The organism is Marinoscillum sp. MHG1-6, from assembly GCF_024714475.1.
Lineage (GTDB): Bacteria > Bacteroidota > Bacteroidia > Cytophagales > Cyclobacteriaceae > JAMZMI01.
Genome location: NZ_JAMZMI010000005.1, coordinates 250372 through 270349, shown reverse-complemented (window position 1 = coordinate 270349; position 19978 = coordinate 250372). Strand labels below are relative to the sequence as shown.

Here is a 19978-nt window from a genome sequence, read left to right as displayed (position 1 = left end):
ACAAATCTCTATCAATCAACAAAAGGCGCCACATATTATTTATGCTACGATTACGGTTTCACGCCCATTTGGGATAATGGGAAAGAAAAAGTACTGATCATACAATGTCAGGATTACATGATGGGCAGGTTCAATCCGTGGAAATATTAGTTATGAAAACCATATAACGGATCAAGAAAAAAAATGTGGGTCAATATGACTTCAGTCTGGATTTTGCCAGCTTTTTGAGGGGACGCCTGGTCCGATGAAAAAGTAGCAGAAAATGACTGAAGAAAGCCGGTTGGGATACACTAGAATGGATAAATGAATTTTGTTACAGATACATGATCATCATTATCTAAATGACCTATATCAAAAGATACTACAGATTTTTTGGTTGATCCCCCCAGAAACACCGATTGATCCTTAGTAAGCCAACTCAAAACATTGCGCATAAAAAAAGCGAAGTTCATTGAACTTCGCTTCTGTGGGCCCACCTGCCCAGATAGCTATCGGGGCGAACCAGGGACTTAGTGATATCTTTGAAGTAGATTGATTGCAAAGTCAGGTTTTCAATGTACTTCCATCTATCCAGACCTTGCGCGGCTGTGCCGAGGGATAAGGAAAGGAATGAACTAATCAATTTTATTCATATTCATAAAAAAAGCCCTTTACAATGTAAAAGGCTTTTTGTGGGCCCACCTGGGCTCGAACCAGGGACTTACTGATTATGAGTCAGTTACTCTAACCAACTGAGTTATAGGCCCATTTTCCTATATTCTGTAATATATTAGTTAGTTGTGAGACTTACTGACTATGACACTATGCGTGCCAGTCAGTTACTCTAACTAACTGTTTTATAGGTTCTAATCCCTATATTCTACAATTTGTAGTTAGTTGTGAGACTTACTGACTATGACACTATGCGTGCCAGTCAGTTACTCTAACTAACTGTTTGATAGGTTCTAATCCCTATATTCTACAATTTGTAGTTAGTTGTGAGACTTACTGATTATGACACTATGCGTGCCAGTCAGTTACTCTAACTAACTGTTTTATAGGTTCTAATCCTATATTCTACAATTTGTAGTTAGTTGTGAGACTTACTGATTATGACACTATGCGTGCCAGTCAGTTACTCTAACTAACTGTTTTATAGGTTCGAAATACCTATCCCAAAACGGACTTGCATCCGCTTTTGAATTGGGAGTGCAATATTAGATATTTGCCGCAAATAATACAACGAAGTGCCTTCAAGACTCTCTCAATTAGATACAATAATTTTTGACCTGGGAAACGTGATCGTAGATCTGCAACCGCAAGCAGTGCTGGATCGGTTTGCAGAACTGGCTCCGGATGCCTCCAGGGACATCCCGGCCCTGATAAAAGACACAGATCTGCTCATCAAATACGAGACAGGAAAATTCACATCTGAGGAATTTGTAACAGCCTGTAATGAATTTTTAGGAGCCGATATCCATGCAGATGATTTTTCAGAAGCCTGGAATCTCATGATAGGGGACATACCCGAGCGCAGATTGGATCTTTTGAAAGAGCTCGCCCAATCTTATCAGGTGTTGATCCTAAGCAATACTAATGAATTTCATGAGATCTTCTTTGAGGACAAGATCAGAAAGGAGCGAGGCGTCTCGGGACTGGACCACTACGTACACCATCCTATCTACTCTCATCTAATCGGCCTGAGAAAGCCGAAGGCGGATATTTATGAATATGTGATCGAAAATTATTTAACCAGCCCGTCTAAAGCACTTTTTTTGGATGACAAGGCAGAAAATGTGGAGGCAGCAATTGCTGTAGGAATGCAATCAGAGCAGGTGGAATACCCTGATCAGATCTTCAAGATTTTGGGATATGAATAAAGAACAAAAAACTTTACTGATCCAGATAGGACTACTGGTGGTAACGATATTCACTACTACGTTGGCGGGCGTAGAATGGATGTTTTCTAAATGGCTGTTCTTTGTTCCGGAAGATCACCTGATGACGTTGGGTGATTTTAATAAGGGCTTTATGTTTTCATTGCCCTTTTTGGGAATTCTTACTGTGCATGAGTTTGGGCATTACTTCACGGCCAGGTACCATCGCATTAAGGTGACGCTTCCGTTCTACATTCCTTTTTGGCTGGGTTTTTTCGGAGCCTTTTCACTGGGAACCATGGGCGCCTTTATTCGGATCAAGGATAAGATCCGTACACGTAAGCATTATTTTGATGTAGGAGTATCAGGACCACTAGCGGGTTTTGTGATAGCACTCGGTGTGATCTATTATGCTTATACTCACCTGCCTCCGATGGAGTATATCTTTGAAATACACCCAGAGTATGAGCAATTCGGAGCAGATTATAAAGATCATGTTTACACGGATGAGTTCGCACGTCAGCAGCACTTCCTAAGCTATCAGGAGGCGAGGCAGGCCGATTCATTGGCGCATTTGAAAGAATCAGCTCCCGGTGAATGGACATACCCTGATTTTGAAGCTTTGGATAGCTACGGATCATTCTACTTCAATAAGCCTTTGCTTTTCATCCTGGTAGAAAAATATCTCGTGAAGGATACATCACGAATACCCGGTGTTCAGGAGATTATGCACTATCCATATCTGTTGGCGGGGCTACTGGCGCTGTTTTTCACAGCCCTGAATTTACTTCCCATTGGACAGCTTGATGGTGGACATGTGGTTTTCGGGTTGTTTGGTGAGAAAAACAGCCGTAAAATTTCATTGGTGCTGTTCACGGCTTTTCTTTTTTATGCAGGACTTGGGATCATCGACGTAAGGCAAATGCATGATACTTCCTTTGAAGGTGTGTTCACATTTGTAGCCATTCTATTAGGGTATCTGTACTTTCTTTATATCTGTGCGTATTCCATTTTCGAAAGCCGACAGGACCGCTTTACCTATGCGGCCGTGATCATGGCGCTTCAGTTTACGCTTCACACGATGTTTGGCTTTGAAGGATACAGCGGATGGTTGTTGTTTGGGTTATTTTTGGGTCGTTTTATTGGGATCTATCATCCACCGGTATTGGATAACCGACCTATTTCTTTAAGTAGAAAAATTCTTGGCTGGATAGCCTTGATTGTGTTTGTGCTGTCCTTTAGCCCGGAGCCAATTATAGTAGAGATCTAACGGATAATAAGCTTTCGACTACTGATCTTGTTTTTGTTATAGACGCGAAGAATATAAAGGCCGGGTTTGACGTCCAGTCGGTATTGATCCTGCCTGCTGCTTCTGAAGAGCATTGATCCTGAGAGGTTGTAAACTTCTACATGCTCGTGAGCTCCGTCAACCCAAATTGTTCCGGAGGAAGGGTTAGGATAAACAACAATATTCGGAACTTGATCTGTCGATACTTCTTCTGTGCTTAGTATGAAGGTACTGTCGGCCGCGAACACCGGACGAATCATAAAAGCCCCTGCGAGGCGATCATTTTGCTCCCACATGGTGGTAGTCGTCTTTGTCCAGATGGTCTCCATCGCATCCGGATTACTTTTATCAAACCCAACCCCAATGTAATCCTCTCTAAGTTGCTGAAATCCAATGTAAATGGTGTCATTGACATATTTTGCAGACTGAAGTTTGATCCTCTGGAACATGTTTCTATGAGTGTTCTCCTGAATGGTGTGGGACTGAATGGCGATTATTTTCTCTTCTTCGAGCCTTGACCAAACCATCACGTTGATTTGTTCACCAACGGCACTTGGGTTGATGGAGGGGAAGCATATATCTATGTGCGAAAGCGTGTCTGCCCGTGGAAGGACATAGCGAACAGCTATTTTTCCTTTGTTAACATTGATTCCGTAGGCATACTCTGCAGTGCCATCGTCATAAGCGAAGAAATTCTGTAAAGTATAATCAATGCTGAGGGTATCATTTTGTCTTAAATCCACATCCGTGAAAAGGGAATCCCCCATTTCATTCGTTTCCTCAAAAAGGAATTTGTCACCACTATTCATGTAAAAAGTACTTCTGACCACCTGTGAATCCGCCGGAGAATCTTGTGACAGGATGATCCCATCTGATGGAGAGAATATCGCTTCGGTTTGGATATTCAAAAGCTGAAGCGGCTGTAAACTTTGTATCGGGTGTAGCTGGTCAACATAAACTTCTGCCGTATTTAGGTTTTCAAGTTTATAATAGATGTCAAAGGAGTGCACTTTGTCGTCCAGGTTAGAAACCAAAACGCCCTGACTAAGTGGAAACCTTGACGGATCTTCAAATAATACCTTGGCGGGAACATGGGTGTACAACGCAAACAGCGGGTCCAGATTTCCCGTCACCGCTCGATCCAGATGAGTCAGATCATTGATACTTCGGGATTTATTAATGTAGATGTAGTCAAGATGCCATGCATCGAAAGGACCTGCCACGTTTCCGTAGGATTGAAACTTAAATTTGAATCCCGCATGCATGAATTTAGCTGCGGATATTCCCAGGATCTCCTGCTTAAAGTCAGCTGTTGCTGTTCCTCCGATGATGCTCCAAACGGTTTCCCATGAGCCATCAATATTTAGAAACTGTAAACTAAGCGAGTCATCATCATCAGGCAATTCCCCATTACCACCGGCCTGCCAGTAGAAGCTCATAAATACATTGTCCGAAAGCCCCAGGCCACTCAGGTCAATTTTTTGTGATACAAGGCTGTCTGTCTCCCCAACAATCTCATTCGCGATGTCATAAGCAGTACCATCGCCACGAAGTCCATCCAGCGTGGCCACATTATAGGTTGGAGGATTGATGGCAAGGCCATCATTCACATAAACATCACTTCCATATCTCCAACGTATGCTGTCCGGCGTTTCTTTTGTTTGTGCGAAATCCTCCCAAAAAGGCAGTGCCAGTGTGGTATCAGCAGTTACGGCCTGCACATCATATGACCTGATGGGAATCGCTCTTAATTGGGCCATCAGGCTGGGAGTGGCCAGCAGAAAAATAATAATATGAATGAAGTGTTTTCTCAAGGTTCGTCCAAAATAGTTGGTGCCAGGTCAATGGAGTCGGGAGAGTAAACCCACAGATCCATAGTTTGTCCTAAAGTCATTTCTTCGCCTTTAGTTGGAGACTGCTTATAGATGCAGCCAGGTCTTACTTTCGTTCTGTAAGATGCTGCATTACCTTTAGAGTCTACCGTAGTTACAACGGCAACATTTTCTTTATCGCGCGTAATTTCGCCAACTTTTAATCCGGATCCTATAATCGCGATCTGAGCACTTTCCAGATCATAGCCAATGAGATTCGGAGCAGAAAGCTGCTGTTGACCCAGTCCGTCTCCGGCTACCAGATCAATTTTTGATCCTTTCGGGATTTTCTCGCCTTCCATCACCTCTCTGCCATCAATTTGCTGCTTCAGGACATAGTTAAGGTCTCTGTCCGGAACGTAGATGATATCTCCAAGCACGAGGTCATAAGTTTGAAGTATGAGCGTTGCATTTTTAACTGAGCCCTCGATCAGTTTTGGCATCCTGATCAATGGAGGTGTTTTGGCATTTAGTGTGACATAGATCTTTCTGTTTTCCTTGACCTTAGCGTCAGGAAGAGGTACTTGCTTGAGCACAGATAGTGGCTTTTCGGTAGCCGAGTACCCCGAGTCTTTGGTGACCTCGAAACGTAGGTTTCTACTGCCTAAAAAATCATCCAGCTCATCAACGGTAAGTCCACGGACATCGGGTACGGTAATAGACTCGCCATGATTGGTGATATTTGGCAGATAGCTGTAGAAGAAGACCAAAATGAAGGTAATGGCCAGTGCGGTAATAATTCCGAGGTTAATTAATAAATGTTTCCAGGTCCTTTCTTTTGACATTTTTCGCTAGTTACGATTCAAATCAACTGATAAATATGGGCTTTTTTATTAAACCGAGATAGCATCCCGCTTTTGTTTTGCAAAACCATAGGTGATGATGCGGTCAATGAATTCGTAAGGCTTCATTTCATTGATTGCGCTTTGATGAAAGATGGCTGTGGCCGGAGTCATGCCCGGTAGAGAGTTTATTTCAATAATAACTGTCTCTACCTTGTCAGGAAAGACCCTGACAAAGGCATCAATTCGGCAATAGCCTTCTACATTAATAAGGCGGGCAGTTTTTTCAAGTGTCTCCTTCACAGATGAGGCGATCCGGTCATATTCCTTTTGACTATCTGCGAAGCGGGCGGGAGTGATGTTTTGACCTTCTCCTGCTAAAAATTTCTCTTCCAGTGATAGCACCTCACCACTGGCGAGGGCTTCCGACGGCTCAAAAACCTCAAAAGAAATGGAGCCATCATCATTCATATGGGTCAGCATACCTCCGGTGATTTCCAGGAACTTGTCCGCACCATTGGAAGAGATGAGTTCTTCTATGAGGAAATAATCTTTTTGAGGGAATTCTTCACTGTTTTTCAGCTTCAATACCTTCTTGGGCTTTTCAGGGAATGCCTCAGTATTTCTGAACATCATCTCGCAGAAGGCTTGAAATTCCTCTTTTGACTTAATCTTCTTGACCGCTGAGGAACAACCATCGTCGGCAGGCTTGGCAATAAAAGGATATCCAAAGTCAGATTCCATTTGTTTGATGGAGCCTTCCGGGTTGTTCAGATAGTCGGCCTTTTGCATCAGGGCATGTTTGGCTACCAATATGCCATTTTGCGCCAGCAACTCATTGGTGTCATACTTGTTGATAGAGACCCTTGAGCTTTCGATACCAGATCCATTGTAAGGAATCCCGCGCTGTTCGAGTTGCTCCTGAACCGCGCCGTCTTCACCCGGTCGTCCATGTAGCGCGATAAACGCAAAGTCCACCCGTTCTTTCAGGATATCATAAGTGATTTCCTCCAGGTCCAGTGAGTGTTCATAGGCAAACCTGGACTTAATAGGCGCTGCCAGTTCATTGACTTTTTCAATGGTTGCATGTTTTTCGTGTTCTGTGGCAGTCACCTTTTCCCTGATGTCATCTGCATTGTCCTTCAGCATGATATTGACCGGCAGCTGGTACATCTTATGCTCCTTTTCATCTCCAGTTAAAAAGATCGGTACCGGAGTATATTTATAAGAAGAAGCTAATTTTTCATAGATGTTTCTGCCGCTTTCTACGCTGATGTGGCGTTCAGAGGAAAAGCCACCCATGATCACAGCCACCCTGATCTTGTCTGTATTTTGTTTGGACTCATTTTTCAAAGCCTCATCGAGCCTTTCAATAAGAGACTGAAGCCTGAAAATATTCTTACCCGTTCTCAATCTGGCCTTTAGTGATTGATCGATGATGTAAGTCAGGAACTGGGATGGATTTAAGCCAATTTCTGCTGCCTGGTGAAAAAAGAAAGAGGAGGGAAGCATGCCCGAAGTGGTATTCGGATCATTTAGAATGATCTTTCTTTTTACGGTATAAAATCCATCGATACGCGCATAGACCTCGCTGTTGAGGTCCTTAAAAAGCTTTTCTGCAGACAATCTGATCCTTTTGATCTCCTTGTCCGGCAATTCGATAGGCGTAATCTTCCTTGAGATCCCTGGTAAATACTTGGATCGATAATCAAAAAGCTGATGAGATTTCTTTATTTCCGTGGGAGGCAAAGCAAGGGGTTGTCCCTTATCATCTTCAATAACGATGCAAGAGAATTCTTTTCCTTCCGTGAAAGCCTCAATGAGTAGCATGGATTCGCCATCGGGAGATTCCAACTTGATATTCTTATCTGCATGATCAAGAAGTACCCAAAGATCTTCAGGGTGGCGGATCATGCGTCCGTTGGCAATAACCGGGAATCCGAGGCCTTCTCGGATATCCGTAAAGCTTACTAGGTATTGTCTTTTTTCGTCGTCATTCCAGCTTTTCCACTCATCGATATTTAGTTCCTCAATAAAAAAGGACCTATTGATCAGCTTCTCAAGCTCTGATCTTTCTTTGGCGATATTAACCCCAATGGATGAACCCTGATGAGGGGCTTTGATCACGATTGGAAAGCCAAAGTCTTTGACTATGGCATCTGCAAATTCCTTTTTAGATGCGAGCCAGTGATCACGACTGATAATGGCACTCTTCAGCACATCAAAACCAGCGCCTTTGATGATGTTCTTTTGAATACTCTTATCTATACCGATACTTCCCGGTAAGATCCCTGCACCTGAGTAAGGGATGCCGTACCATTCCAGTATGCCCTGAATATTTCCATCTTCTCCATAAGGACCATGAAGCGTCAGAAATGCAAAGTCAATTAATTCTCTAAGTTCTTCCGGCTGTATTTTACGACCGATCTTGTCAATGCTTTTTTCAACCGCCTCTTTATTGTTGGCAATGGATTCTACATAAATCTGGAAAAAGTGTTTGCTCTCAGGGGTATGCTCGGCGGCAGGGTAGAAATCTCGAATGGTGCCCTTGTATAAATAATGCCAGTTGAGGAGGATGAAGTTTCCAAGACTATCAACGAAAATAGGAACTGGGGTGAAAAGCGACTTATTGAGGTTGTCGTAAACCGTACGGCCTCCTGCAAATGATATTTCCCTTTCTCTCGACTGACCTCCAAAAATGATTCCTATTTTCATGTCCCTTGTTTACTCCTTGATGGGTAAAAATAACCCGATTACTAATTTTTATTAGCGTATGTATAATCTTTCAACCCTGCTTACATCCTTACCCTTAATTACAATCAAATAAAAACCTTTTTCGTCGGGCGTAATGACTTCATATCGCTGGTTCAGGGTGTTTTCATAAACGTGCTCTATCACCTTTCTTCCACTCATGTCCACCAGTTGAAAATGCACAGGCTGTTTTTCCGGTAAGTTGAATGTCATGTAGAAAAACTTCTCTGCAGGATTCGGATAAAATGTAAACCGGTCCTCAAAAGCTATCTGTGAAGTGTCGCTTGAGGTTAGCACTTCCACATCATCGAGGAAAAGACTATTTCCCTGTCCATTCGTGAATACGAGTGCAACCCGCAAGGAGGGAGAGATTAAGTATTCGGTGATATCTACTTGTATGGTTTGCCAGTCACTATCATCTTGAGGAACCCATGTCGAGTCGGATACTTTGGTGGTTAGGTCCCCAAGATTTTCATTGAAAGCCTCCATCGTATAGGTGCGACCACAATTGTTGGAAAGCAGTATTTTTAGATTATCTATATGATTTTCACGAGAAGCATAGGACATTTTGAAACGAACAGCAGCAGATTCATAATCCAGCGTTTTCAAAGTAGGACTGACCAAATAGGTTTCTGAACCTACCATACCCTGGTTAAAGGATTTGGTCTTGAGTACTTTGTTGGTGCGCTCCTCGAGGGAAACAATCTCAAAGAGGGGCTCGTCATTGATCTCACTAACGCCCCATTGAAGCTCCTCCTTGTCAAATGTTTCTTTCGAAGGGATCGCATCCTCCGAAGCGTCAATTACGAAATGATACTTAAGCTGATTATTCGTAGGAAATGAATCCATCAGACTATTAATACTCATAATTTCGAACAGAATATCATTCTCCCCAGCGGGCAGATTCAACAGGTTAAAAGTCAAATCCTCGCTTTGTCCGGAAACCATACCAAGACTGTTGAAGGTCTGAATGTTTGCGTTTCCATTAATAGTCACTTTTAGTTCCAGCTCGTCGATAACCTCATAGCCATAATTTCTGATATTCAATTCGGGAGATAATTGATCCTGGCAGGTAAATACAGTTGCATCGGTTAATTTTCTAAGGCCGATATCATAAGCCGGAAGGTTGGCAGAGCTGACCACTACATCGTCAACATAAATATTATTTCCGCCGCCATTGACTCCGATAAAAGCAATTTGTATTTCACCCATACCCAGATAAGGGGTAATGTTCAGATCCACTTGTTGCCAATCAGCAGGGGAAGAGGGGGTGAAACTGAAATTTGTTTTTGTGGTAGTAACCAGGTTATTGCCCGATAAGACGAAAACGTAATCACTGTAATGGAAGGTCTGTCCGCAATCAGTAGAAATACCGACGATGAGGCCATCTCCATACTCATCAAAACTTCGGCCGGAATAGGAGTATTTGAAACTCAGTTGAGCAGATGTTAAGGAGGATAGATCCAGTGGTGCTGTTAGAAGCATATCCTTAATACCGTAGCTCTGGGTGTTATTAAAATAGGGAAGTACAGCCGCTCGATTCATAGCTTCTGCATCAGGAGCAGTTGTCACTGACCATTGAGAGGTCAGGCCTTCTTCTTCCATTTCGGTGATGATATAATCCGAACTGTCGAAGCTCTGAGTGTAAGGAGCAATGCTGGTGATGGTAGGGTTTATTTGAACTTCCTTCATGTTATTGGATGCCTTTCCATCAGCTCCGCCATTTACTTCGGTCACTTCAAATGATGCCAAAAAAGCGGAGTCAGTTTCTACAGTTTGTGGTGTTGGGAAACTCACCACTACCAGGCCAAGCGGCCCAAGGGCGTTACTAAAACTGGCAGTCTCTATTTCCTGCCCATCAATAGAGAACTTTATTTTGAAACTCGATATGAGGTTAGAACCATAATTCCTTACCTGAACAGAAGGAGTGAAATCAGGCGAACAATTGGATTTCAATGGATTCCTGATTTCTCTGATGCCGAGGTCATTTTCGACAATGGTTGCTGGCGCTAAGGCATGGCTTGTGAGTAGACTTTTACGTCTTGGACTATTTTCCAAGACGGTGCGCATGCGTGTTTTTTGGCACGTTGTAAACAGGCTCATACAGGCGTCGTCTGTATAATCCATATAGTTTTCAATCATTGGGCGAATTTCTTCATCGCAGGTATTCGTAGCAGGAGTAGTGCACTTACCAATAGACGAGCCACCTTGAAGTGGAGTGTCGGCGCAATAATCTCCAGGTCCGCCACAACCACCATGAAAGGTGTGCAACAGCCCAAAGTAATGACCGATTTCGTGTGAAGCTGTTCTCCCGTAAGATTCAAACTCCAATGAAGGATCGTCATTGTTTCCTACAAACTCATAGTCAAGAAAGACCCCATCCTGCTCGGCTATGTTGTCGTAGAGGCTTTCAAGTCCCCCAACATCCGAAAAAGGAAAAATCGCGAACCCAAGGATGTCTTTCAGGTCGGTGACATAGATGTTGATATAATCTTCAGGTGGCCATTGAATGGTTGCGGTTAGCTTATTGACCTCACTGTCCTTGAATTCCGGTTGGCTGCCTTCCGTTCGGGTGATTCCCGTAGTAGGAAGTCCTTCCGGGTCTTGTTTTGCCAATACAAACGCTATTTCAGCATCGGCAGCTACGGATTCATACTCGGTAGGAGTGCTCGAGGCGTTCCAGTTCTGTCGGCGATAATCTTCGTTGAGGATAGCTATCTGTTCCTCTATTCGGTCGGAGGAGATATTAACTCCTGAACCCTCGGCCTCCCCGTTGTGGATGATGTGGAAAACGACCGGAACGGTGTAAATGCTTTGTGTTGAAAGAGGATCGTAAAGTCGGCGACTGGCGTTTTTCTGAGCTATTTTTTTATCTATCCAGCTAGAGAACGCCTCTTTTGTCTCTTGACGATTGGTGTTAAGATCAATGTAATCAGTGGCACAGCGCTCCTGTGCACCGGCCCAAAGCGGTATGATAAATGCTAATACCCACCACAGCCTCATTCAGACCATCGTTTGAGGTAGCTTGGCGTTAGGGTCGTCAGGAGCAGTGATATTGATCGCTTCTACAGCTTTGATTTCAGGAACTGCACGTTTGATGGCTTCTTCAACACCCGCTTTCAATGTCATGGTTGACATGGGGCAGGACCCACAATTTCCCAGTAGCTCCAGTTGTACCACCATATCTTCACTTACCTGCAAAACTTTCACGTTACCCCCGTCTGCTTCAAGGTAAGGTCGGATATTATCCAGTGCGCCTTCTATTTTTTCAATTAGTTCCATGATCGTATTTACCTACGAATTTAACGCTACTTTCACAGTTTTTTGCATTGTAGCGTTTCTAATCGCTACCTGCTGTGCCAGAGACTCTGCTAAATTAGAGAATGCATGAGCCGTAATATCATCCTTCAACACCGCCGGATATCCCGAATCCCCGCTTTCTCTAATACTCTGTACGATAGGGATCTGGCCTAGAAAAGGAACATTTTGTTTCTCCGCAAGGTTCTTTCCGCCATTTTCTCCGAAAATAAAATATTTATTTTCAGGAAGCTCCTCAGGTGTGAAATAAGCCATGTTTTCAACGATTCCCAACACAGGTACATTAATCTGTGGTTGTTTGAACATCGCAAGTCCCTTTTTTGCATCCGCCAATGCCACTTTTTGTGGAGTAGTGACCACAATAGCTCCAGTTACAGGTACAGATTGAACCAAGGTCAGGTGGATATCACTTGTTCCTGGAGGCAGGTCGATCAATAGATAATCAAGATCCCCCCAGTTCGTATCTCCCAAAAATTGCTTTAATGCACTGCTGGCCATGGGACCTCTCCAAACAACCGCATTATCCGGAGGGCTAAGGAACCCAATCGACATTAACTTCACGCCATATTGTTGAACAGGGACAAGCATGTTTTTCCCGTTTTCTACTACGACTGTAGGTTGTTCAAACTCGCAGTTGAACATGGTAGGGACCGAGGGGCCAAAAATATCAGCATCGATGAGTCCGACCTCTGCGCCTGTTTTTGCCAGGGCTACTGCTAAATTCGCAGCAACGGTAGATTTACCGACACCGCCTTTTCCGGAGGAAACAGCAATGATATTCTTAACGCCTGGAAGCAAAGGTGCATTGGTTCTGATAGTGGTCACAGTTGAAGACATTTCAATATCAACGTCAACATCTTCACCCAAGTGTGAAAAGATTGCCTTTTCACAGTCTTTCTTTATTATTTCCTTTAATGGACAGGCAGGAGTGGTGAGCATTACCGTGAAGCTTACTTTTTTGCCGTCAATCGCCACGTTCTTAATCATATCCAATGTCACCAGGTCTCTTTTTAGATCCGGATCCTGAACATTACTCAATGCCTTTAAGACGTTTTCCCTCGTTATTTCCATGCTATATCAAATCAGATGCAATGTTAATCAAGCCTGATTAGACCTCAAACTAAGTATATTACTCTATTGATGGTTTTATACTGTTAAACTACCCCTTAACATTATGTGGATGGCAAGGGTTTCCTCTCAAAACATTTTAGATTTGCATTCCACGAAATACCAGAATGATCAGTCCTGCAACTATAGAAGAAATAAAGAACCGAGTCGATATCGTTGAGGTTGTAGGAGACTTTGTGACCCTCAAGCGTTCTGGGTCCAGCTTTAAGGCACTGAGCCCTTTCTCTAATGAGAAAACACCTTCATTCTATGTAGTGCCTTCCAAAGGTATTTTTAAAGATTTTAGTTCCGGAAAAGGAGGGGACGCCATCACTTTCATTATGGAGATAGATGGCTTGAGTTATCTGGAAGCCTTACGATATCTCGCCAATAAGTACCATATTGAGATTGTTGAGGAGCAAAGTGATGAGTCTATTAAGGCTCAAAACAAAAGAGAAAGTCTTTTTATCGTTCTCAACTTTGCCAAAGACTACTTTAAGGAAAAACTCCTTGAGCATGAGGAGGGACAATCAGTCGGGCTGAGCTACATCAAAGAGCGCGAAATTTCTGAGGAGTCGCTGGAGAAGTTTGAGCTTGGATATAGTCTGAGCTTGTGGGATGGGTTAATGAAAGAAGCCCTGGAAAAGGGCTATGATAAGGACCTTTTGGAAGAAGCCGGTCTGATCATTAACAAAAAGGAGGAGGGAAAGACTTATGACCGCTTCAGAAACCGGGTCATGTTTCCTATTCATAATATCTCGGGAAAGGTGGTCGCTTTTGGTGCCAGAATTCTGGTTAAGGATAAGAAGCAACCCAAGTATATTAACTCCCCGGAGACAGAGCTATATAATAAGAGCAAGATCCTTTACGGCTTGTTTCAGGCGAAACAGGCCATCCGCCAGGAGGACAATTGCTACCTCGTAGAAGGATATACCGATGTGATCAGCATGCACCAGACAGGCGTGCATAATGTGGTTTCATCATCTGGAACGGCACTAACGGAGGATCAAATCAAACTTATCAGCCGCTACACGAAAAATGTAACGGTTATCTTCGATGGTGACGCGGCAGGTATCAAAGCCAGTATTCGTGGTATAGATATGCTGCTGGAGGGAGGCCTCAACGTACGAGCGGTTGCATTACCCGAAGGAGAGGATCCTGACAGTTACGCTAAGCAATTGGGAACCAGCGCATTCAAGCACTTTATTGAAAGTGAGTCTCAGGACATCATTCGTTTTAAGACGCATCTTTTTCTGGATGAAACGCAAAATGATCCGATAAAAAGGGCAGGTGTGATCAAGGATTTGGTAACCTCCATTGCCAAAATCGATGATCCGATCAAGAGAACGGTTTACCTGAAAGAATGTAGTGATCTGCTTGGAATCGATGAATCTGTTCTCATTTCTGAGCAAAACAAAATTCTTTTCAAAAAAGGGAGTGCAAGCCATCCTCAACCATCTGATCCGATGGAAAACGGGTTTGCCGAAGCGTTTATGCCTGCTCAGAAGTCCATCGAAAAGATGGATATTCTCAAGGTCATAGAACTTCAGGAGCGAGAGAGCATACGTGTTCTCATGAATTATGGGAAAAGTCGGATCACAGATCAGGAGTTGCAGGATCAGGAATTAGTCGCTTATTTTCTAACAGAAATAGAGGAAATCAACTTCATTAACCCAATTTACAGGGAAATTTTGGAGGTCATTAAGGCAAGGCTTCAGGATGGAGAATTGATTGACGGAGCGTATCTGATTGAGCATGGAAGGGAAGAAGTTAAAAAGGTGGTTGTAGATTTGCTCACCCAGCGATATGAGGTGAGTGAAAACTGGGAGAAGAAATACAAAATTTATGTTCCTAAGGAATCGGAACTTTTAAGGGACGTTACGTATTCCAATATATTAAGGCTGAAGTTTCGTGTTATTCAGCATTTGATTGAAACTGAGAATAAAAAGCTCAAAAATGTTACTGAGGAAACGGAAGTTGATCAGTTGCTGGACGAAATTCACGAATTAAAGAAAATAGAGATGACAATTGCCGGTCATTTAGGTAATGTCACGGTGAAATAATAGATCAATTTAGACAAATGGGTCAGGAAAAATTATTAGACACAATAGAGGAGGCCATTGAGGCGATTAGATTAGGTGAAGTGGTAATCGTGGTGGACGATGAGGATCGTGAAAATGAAGGCGATTTCATATGTGCTGCCGAAAAGGTAACGCCGGACATCGTAAACTTTTTCAGTAAAGTTGGACGTGGGTTGATTTGCGTTCCCCTAATTGAAGAACGTTGCGAAGAGCTTGGCCTGGAGCTGATGGTGGGTAAGAACACCGCCGTGCATGAAACACCATTTACGGTTTCCGTTGATCTAAAGGGGCATGGAACGACAACGGGTATATCTACTTCGGATAGAGCCAAGACCATAAGGGCGTTGGTGGATCCTAAAACCAAACCGGAGGAGCTGGGAAGACCCGGACACATTTTTCCATTAAAAGCCAAAAAGGGTGGCGTACTTCGACGTGCAGGCCATACCGAGGCAGCCATTGACCTTGCCCGATTGGCGGGATTATCACCTGCGGGTGTATTGGTCGAGGTGCTTAAGGAGGATGGTACCATGGCCAGAGTGCCGGACTTAAGAGAAATTGCTGATGAGCATAACCTTAAGCTTGTTTCTATTCGGGATTTGATTGAATACCGGATGAAGAATGAATCACTGGTCGAGGAGGAGATAACCGTGCAAATGCCTACGGAGCATGGTGAATTCATGCTAAAAGCTTTCAAGCAAACAAATACCGGAGATACCCATTTGGCCCTGTACAAAGGTGAGTGGGAGCCGGGCGAACCGGTAATGGTCCGTGTACACTCTTCGTGCGTGACAGGAGACATCTTTGGATCCTTTAGATGCGATTGTGGAAATCAGTTGCACAGTGCGATGCAGATGGTGGAGAAGTACGGAAAGGGCGTGGTGCTATATATGAATCAGGAAGGCCGTGGTATCGGTCTGGTAAATAAATTGAAAGCCTACAAGCTACAAGAAGACGGTATGGATACTGTTGAGGCGAATGAGCATCTTGGCTTCAAAATGGATCAGCGAGATTATGGGGTGGGCGCTCAGATTCTTAGGAAAATGGGCATTACAAAAATGAAACTGATCACCAATAATCCTAAAAAAAGAGTCGGACTAATAGGTTATGGTCTGGAGATTGTGGAGAATGTACCAATCGAGGTTGTTCCGAATATCCACAACAAAAAGTATTTGGAAACCAAGCGAGATAAAATGGGTCATGAAATTTTGAAAAAGCCCTGATTGATGCAAGTAGTGCGCTTATTGGTTTGTTTGGTGATGCTGCTTGGTCTGAGTACGGTCAGCGCACAAAAGTTTTCCATGGAGACATGGCACCGGGGATTTCTGGTTTCTGTAGAGAGAGATACCATTCGAGGTAAAATCAAGTATGACATTCCAAATAATGTGGTGCTGGTTTCCAGAAATGAAGTCGTTCAAACCTTTACCAGTCAAAAAACCTTCTATTTTGAGATTTTCGATGAGATCGTAGGGAACTATAGACAGTTTTACGCATTGCCCTACAACGTGAATTTCGACTACGAATTACCAATTTTTTTTGAAGTACTCTATGAAGGGCCCCTTTCATTGCTGACCCGGGAGGCCATTGTGACTGAAGTGGTCAATGCCTCCGGTGCTTATTATAGTATGCCTGTTCAGCGAGAAGTGGTGTCTTATGCCTACTTCTTTTTGGATAAAAAGGGCAATATTCGACGGTTTAGTGGTAATAAAAAGGATCTTTACTTAATCATGTCCAATAAGCAGGCACAGGTAAAAAGCTTTGTGAAAAAGAATAGATTGAATACCAATGACCTTCGTGATTTGATTCGAATCACAGCATTCTACAACTCTTTATAACATTATGGCCAAACCACTCATACTCATAACTAACGATGATGGTATAACGTCGGAGGGGATCAAAAAACTAACCTTCTTGATGAAACAACTTGGTGAAGTAGTGGTGGTAGCCCCTAACAGTCCACAATCCGGAATGGGGCATGCGATCACCGTAGGGGATACATTGAGAATAACGAAAAACGATATTTTCGATGGGGTGGATGCTTACGACTGTAGTGGTACTCCTGCAGATTGCGTCAAACTCGCCAAGCATTACGTACTAAAAGGGCGTAAAATTGATTTGGTGGTGAGTGGAATCAATCATGGCAGCAATACTTCTATCAGTGTTTTGTATTCCGGAACCATGAGTGCGGCCATTGAGGCAGCGATTGAAGGGACTCCTGCCATTGGTTTTTCTCTTTGTGATTATGATCCCAAGGCAGATATGTCTCATGTGGACGAATATATCCTACGAATAAGTAGACAGGCCCTGAAAAGAGGAGTGCCAAAGGGTATTGCGCTGAATGTGAATATTCCTCCGGCTCAAAAGGAGGCGATCAAGGGAATAAAAGTTTGCCGACAAGCCAATGCCAGGTGGGAGGAGGATTTTGATCAACGGATCGATCCACACGGGCAAAAATACTTTTGGATGGTGGGAAACTTTGTTAATCACGACAAAGGAGAGGATAATGATGAATGGGCCATCGCTAATAATTACGTTTCCATTGTCCCATGCCAGTTTGACCTCACCGGCTACTTCGCTTTTAATACCCTGAACGATTCCTGGGAACTATAAGAGGTTTGCCATTATCTCTATTATCTGGCATTAATCTTCAGGCTATATAACAAGTGGAGGCTATATTTGGTTGAGTTAATTGAATAACACAACTAAAGATTAATAATATGGCATCTGAACTGCACAAAGAATTACTTTCAGGCAATGAGGTCTGGGTGAGAAATACTTTAAAGGTAAAACCTGATTTTTTTGAAAAGTTAGCTGAGGCCCAGCATCCACAATTTTTATGGATAGGATGTTCTGATAGCCGAGTACCGGCAACTGAAATTACTAACACGGTTCCAGGATCCATTTTCGTTCATAGAAATATTGCGAATATGGTGGTGCATACCGATACCAACCTGCTGAGTGTTGTCAACTACGCCGTTGAAGTGCTTAAGGTTAAGCATATTATCGTTTGTGGTCATTATGGTTGTGGAGGGGTGAAAGCAGCAATGACGAATGGCGATTATGGCTATTTGAATAACTGGTTGCTTCATATTAAGGATGTATATCGATTACATGAAAAGGAACTGGATGGTATCGCTGATGAAGGTGAGCGTTTTGATAGGTTCGTTGAATTAAATGTTCAGGAACAAGTGCGCGATCTTGCGAAGGTTTCATTTATTCAGGATAAATGGAAGTCAGGTGAGTTCCCGCATATTCACGGATGGGTGTATAGCCTTAAGGATGGCTTGATAAAAGACCTTGGAGTGGCTATTAATTCAAGTGAGTCTTTAGAGAATGTTTATAAATATTAATAAATGATATTTTCCACTGTTGGAGAATAATTAGATATAAAACGAAAGCGATCCACTGGGTCGCTTTTTTTGTTACCAGGGGGTAAACTTCACAAATAGGTTGAAGGCCAGTTGTTGCTTATTGACGGTGGAGCCATAACCAGGGATACTGTAGACATCCACTTCATACTTGTCCATAGTGTTTTCATGTGCAACAAGGAAGCGGACCCGGAAAAAGAAACCCAAACTTATCATTTGATTCAGCCTGGAATCCGGATTGTTTTTATTCAAAATCAAACGACTTTCCGAGGTCAAAACCATTTCCCACCAGCGAGCGGTAAGGTCATTTCTATTAAATGTTGAGATGTAATCATCCTGAAGTCCTGAAGCACTTTGAATTTCAATTTTCCCCTGATCTTCAAAGAGGCTCTGTCCATACCTTACACCTAAGCCAATGTTGGACTTAGCATTTATTTTACTGATATAACCGCCACCAACACGGTAATATCTTCCGGAGGATTCATAGTTGCCGTTGGTATAGGCATGTTCAGGTTTTAGGGTAGCCATACCAGCTTCACCAATTAATTCAAATGCATCAAAGAAGAGGAGCGAGAAAGCGCCTTCCATTTTATTTTCGAGTCCGGCTGCTGTGGTGATCAGTTTTCCATAATCGATATAGACCTGTGGTGTGAAGACCGTTCTGTTTTCAAAGAAGCTTACTTCTTCCTCCTCTTCACTCTGAATAACCTGAGAGGGAGTGGATAAAGAATCCCCTTGAGCAGGTATTTCCTGTATCCATTGAAGAGTGTCAGTGGATGAACTGCTCAACGAATCAGTATCCTGCGCCCACAGCGAGAGGGAAATAAGGCTAGAAATAAACAGTAACCAATACTTCATTATCTAAACAGTCATCTGATTCACAATCTACAACAGGTGCTTCCTGATAAGTGTAGTCAACTAATTGGATGTTCCTTACTCTCATCCGGACTTTACGTTGAGCATTTGTGCTGATCTCCCGCTCATAGGAGAAGCTCAGTGTGTCCGACTCACCTAATATGGTGATTTTATATGAGGTAAAATCACTGTCCATTAGCAGGGGTAGCCGGTAGGTCTTAGTGCTGTCGAAGTAGCTCGTATCTCTTTGATTTTCAATTAATTCAATGTTATCTACCAGGATTTTACCCGAATTGACCCCTGTTCTGGCCGTTTGCAGGGTGGTAAGATATACATTCGTATATTTTCTGGCTGTATCCACTTCACCCAAATCTGCAGTTGCCATGGAAATGTCGCTGTCCAACTGTACAGTGTCGTCCACGTAATCACTATTTCCATTTTCAATTGAGTCCCGATAAGCAATCAAAAGGTTGTTCCAAACACCAATGGTGTCTACAAGGGAGTCACGCAAAGTGGTCAGTGTCAGAAGGCTGTCATTTGTTTCCAGAAGGGAAATGTCCAGATCAGAAAGGCTATCATAATCGATGAAAACCAGGCTGATAAAGGGATCGAACACTACAGGTTCACCACAATCAGCACAAGGCTCACATTTCCACAGGAGTGAAAGACATATAACGAGGATGGGTACTATTCTGTATTTCATT

At 43.1% G+C, this 19978-nt stretch carries 15 protein-coding genes and 1 tRNA gene; 7 read left to right on the top strand and 9 right to left on the bottom strand.

The window, feature by feature from the left end:
- Positions 1-672: 672 nt before the first annotated feature.
- Positions 673-746 (bottom strand) — tRNA-Ile (locus tag NXR94_RS13350).
- 480 nt (positions 747-1226) lie between these two features.
- Here NXR94_RS13350 and NXR94_RS13345 point away from each other — a divergent pair.
- Both NXR94_RS13345 and NXR94_RS13340 read left to right on the top strand, forming a co-directional pair.
- Positions 1227-1859 (top strand): HAD family phosphatase, encoded by a 633-nt coding sequence (locus NXR94_RS13345; protein WP_258105153.1) that lies wholly within the window; start codon positions 1227-1229, stop codon positions 1857-1859.
- The gene (locus tag NXR94_RS13340) at positions 1852-3126 is read left to right on the top strand and encodes a site-2 protease family protein (RefSeq protein WP_258105152.1); all 1275 of its coding nucleotides are present in this window, start codon (positions 1852-1854) and stop codon (positions 3124-3126) included. Before NXR94_RS13345 ends, NXR94_RS13340 begins: the two co-directional genes overlap by 8 nt.
- Here NXR94_RS13340 and NXR94_RS13335 read toward each other — a convergent pair.
- The 6 genes from NXR94_RS13335 to NXR94_RS13310 are packed head-to-tail and all read right to left on the bottom strand — an operon-like array spanning position 3123 to position 12937.
- A complete protein-coding gene (locus NXR94_RS13335) occupies positions 3123-4958 on the bottom strand; it encodes a T9SS type A sorting domain-containing protein (protein ID WP_258105151.1) in 1836 nt (611 codons plus the stop codon). The genes NXR94_RS13340 and NXR94_RS13335 overlap by 4 nt on opposite strands.
- Complete coding sequence (locus tag NXR94_RS13330; protein ID WP_258105150.1) at positions 4955-5800, bottom strand: PASTA domain-containing protein; 846 nt, start codon at positions 5798-5800, stop codon at positions 4955-4957. Before NXR94_RS13330 ends, NXR94_RS13335 begins: the two co-directional genes overlap by 4 nt.
- 48 nt (positions 5801-5848) lie before the next feature.
- Positions 5849-8512: a D-alanine--D-alanine ligase gene (locus NXR94_RS13325; RefSeq protein WP_258105149.1), complete on the bottom strand. Its 2664-nt coding sequence runs from the start codon at positions 8510-8512 to the stop codon at positions 5849-5851.
- A gap of 51 nt (positions 8513-8563) precedes the next feature.
- The gene (locus NXR94_RS13320; RefSeq protein ID WP_258105148.1) at positions 8564-11551 is read right to left on the bottom strand and encodes a T9SS-dependent choice-of-anchor J family protein; all 2988 of its coding nucleotides are present in this window, start codon (positions 11549-11551) and stop codon (positions 8564-8566) included.
- Positions 11552-11830 carry a NifU family protein gene (locus NXR94_RS13315; RefSeq protein WP_258105147.1) on the bottom strand — a complete coding sequence of 93 codons (279 nt, stop codon included), beginning with the start codon at positions 11828-11830 and terminating at the stop codon, positions 11552-11554.
- Between the two features lie 12 nt (positions 11831-11842).
- Positions 11843-12937 (bottom strand): Mrp/NBP35 family ATP-binding protein, encoded by a 1095-nt coding sequence (locus NXR94_RS13310; protein WP_258105146.1) that lies wholly within the window; start codon positions 12935-12937, stop codon positions 11843-11845.
- Between the two features lie 164 nt (positions 12938-13101).
- On the opposite strand from NXR94_RS13310, the gene dnaG reads away from it, so the two are divergent.
- From dnaG to can, 5 genes are all read left to right on the top strand, one after another.
- Positions 13102-15036 carry a DNA primase gene (gene dnaG, locus NXR94_RS13305; protein WP_258105145.1) on the top strand — a complete coding sequence of 645 codons (1935 nt, stop codon included), beginning with the start codon at positions 13102-13104 and terminating at the stop codon, positions 15034-15036.
- A 17-nt stretch (positions 15037-15053) separates the two neighbouring features.
- Positions 15054-16274 carry a bifunctional 3,4-dihydroxy-2-butanone-4-phosphate synthase/GTP cyclohydrolase II gene (locus NXR94_RS13300; RefSeq protein WP_258105144.1) on the top strand — a complete coding sequence of 407 codons (1221 nt, stop codon included), beginning with the start codon at positions 15054-15056 and terminating at the stop codon, positions 16272-16274.
- Between the two features lie 3 nt (positions 16275-16277).
- Complete coding sequence (locus tag NXR94_RS13295; RefSeq protein ID WP_258105143.1) at positions 16278-16886, top strand: hypothetical protein; 609 nt, start codon at positions 16278-16280, stop codon at positions 16884-16886.
- 4 nt (positions 16887-16890) lie between these two features.
- Complete coding sequence (gene surE, locus NXR94_RS13290) at positions 16891-17661, top strand: 5'/3'-nucleotidase SurE (RefSeq protein ID WP_258105142.1); 771 nt, start codon at positions 16891-16893, stop codon at positions 17659-17661.
- A gap of 107 nt (positions 17662-17768) precedes the next feature.
- Positions 17769-18401, top strand: coding sequence for a carbonate dehydratase (can, locus tag NXR94_RS13285; protein ID WP_258105141.1), 633 nt, complete (start codon positions 17769-17771; stop codon positions 18399-18401).
- A 72-nt stretch (positions 18402-18473) separates the two neighbouring features.
- Here the strand turns inward: can and NXR94_RS13280 are convergent, their stop codons facing one another.
- Together NXR94_RS13280 and NXR94_RS13275 are read right to left on the bottom strand one after the other, a co-directional pair.
- Positions 18474-19277 (bottom strand): DUF6048 family protein, encoded by an 804-nt coding sequence (locus NXR94_RS13280; RefSeq protein WP_258105140.1) that lies wholly within the window; start codon positions 19275-19277, stop codon positions 18474-18476.
- Complete coding sequence (locus NXR94_RS13275) at positions 19249-19977, bottom strand: hypothetical protein (protein WP_258105139.1); 729 nt, start codon at positions 19975-19977, stop codon at positions 19249-19251. Before NXR94_RS13275 ends, NXR94_RS13280 begins: the two co-directional genes overlap by 29 nt.
- Between the last annotated feature and the right edge of the window lies 1 nt (position 19978).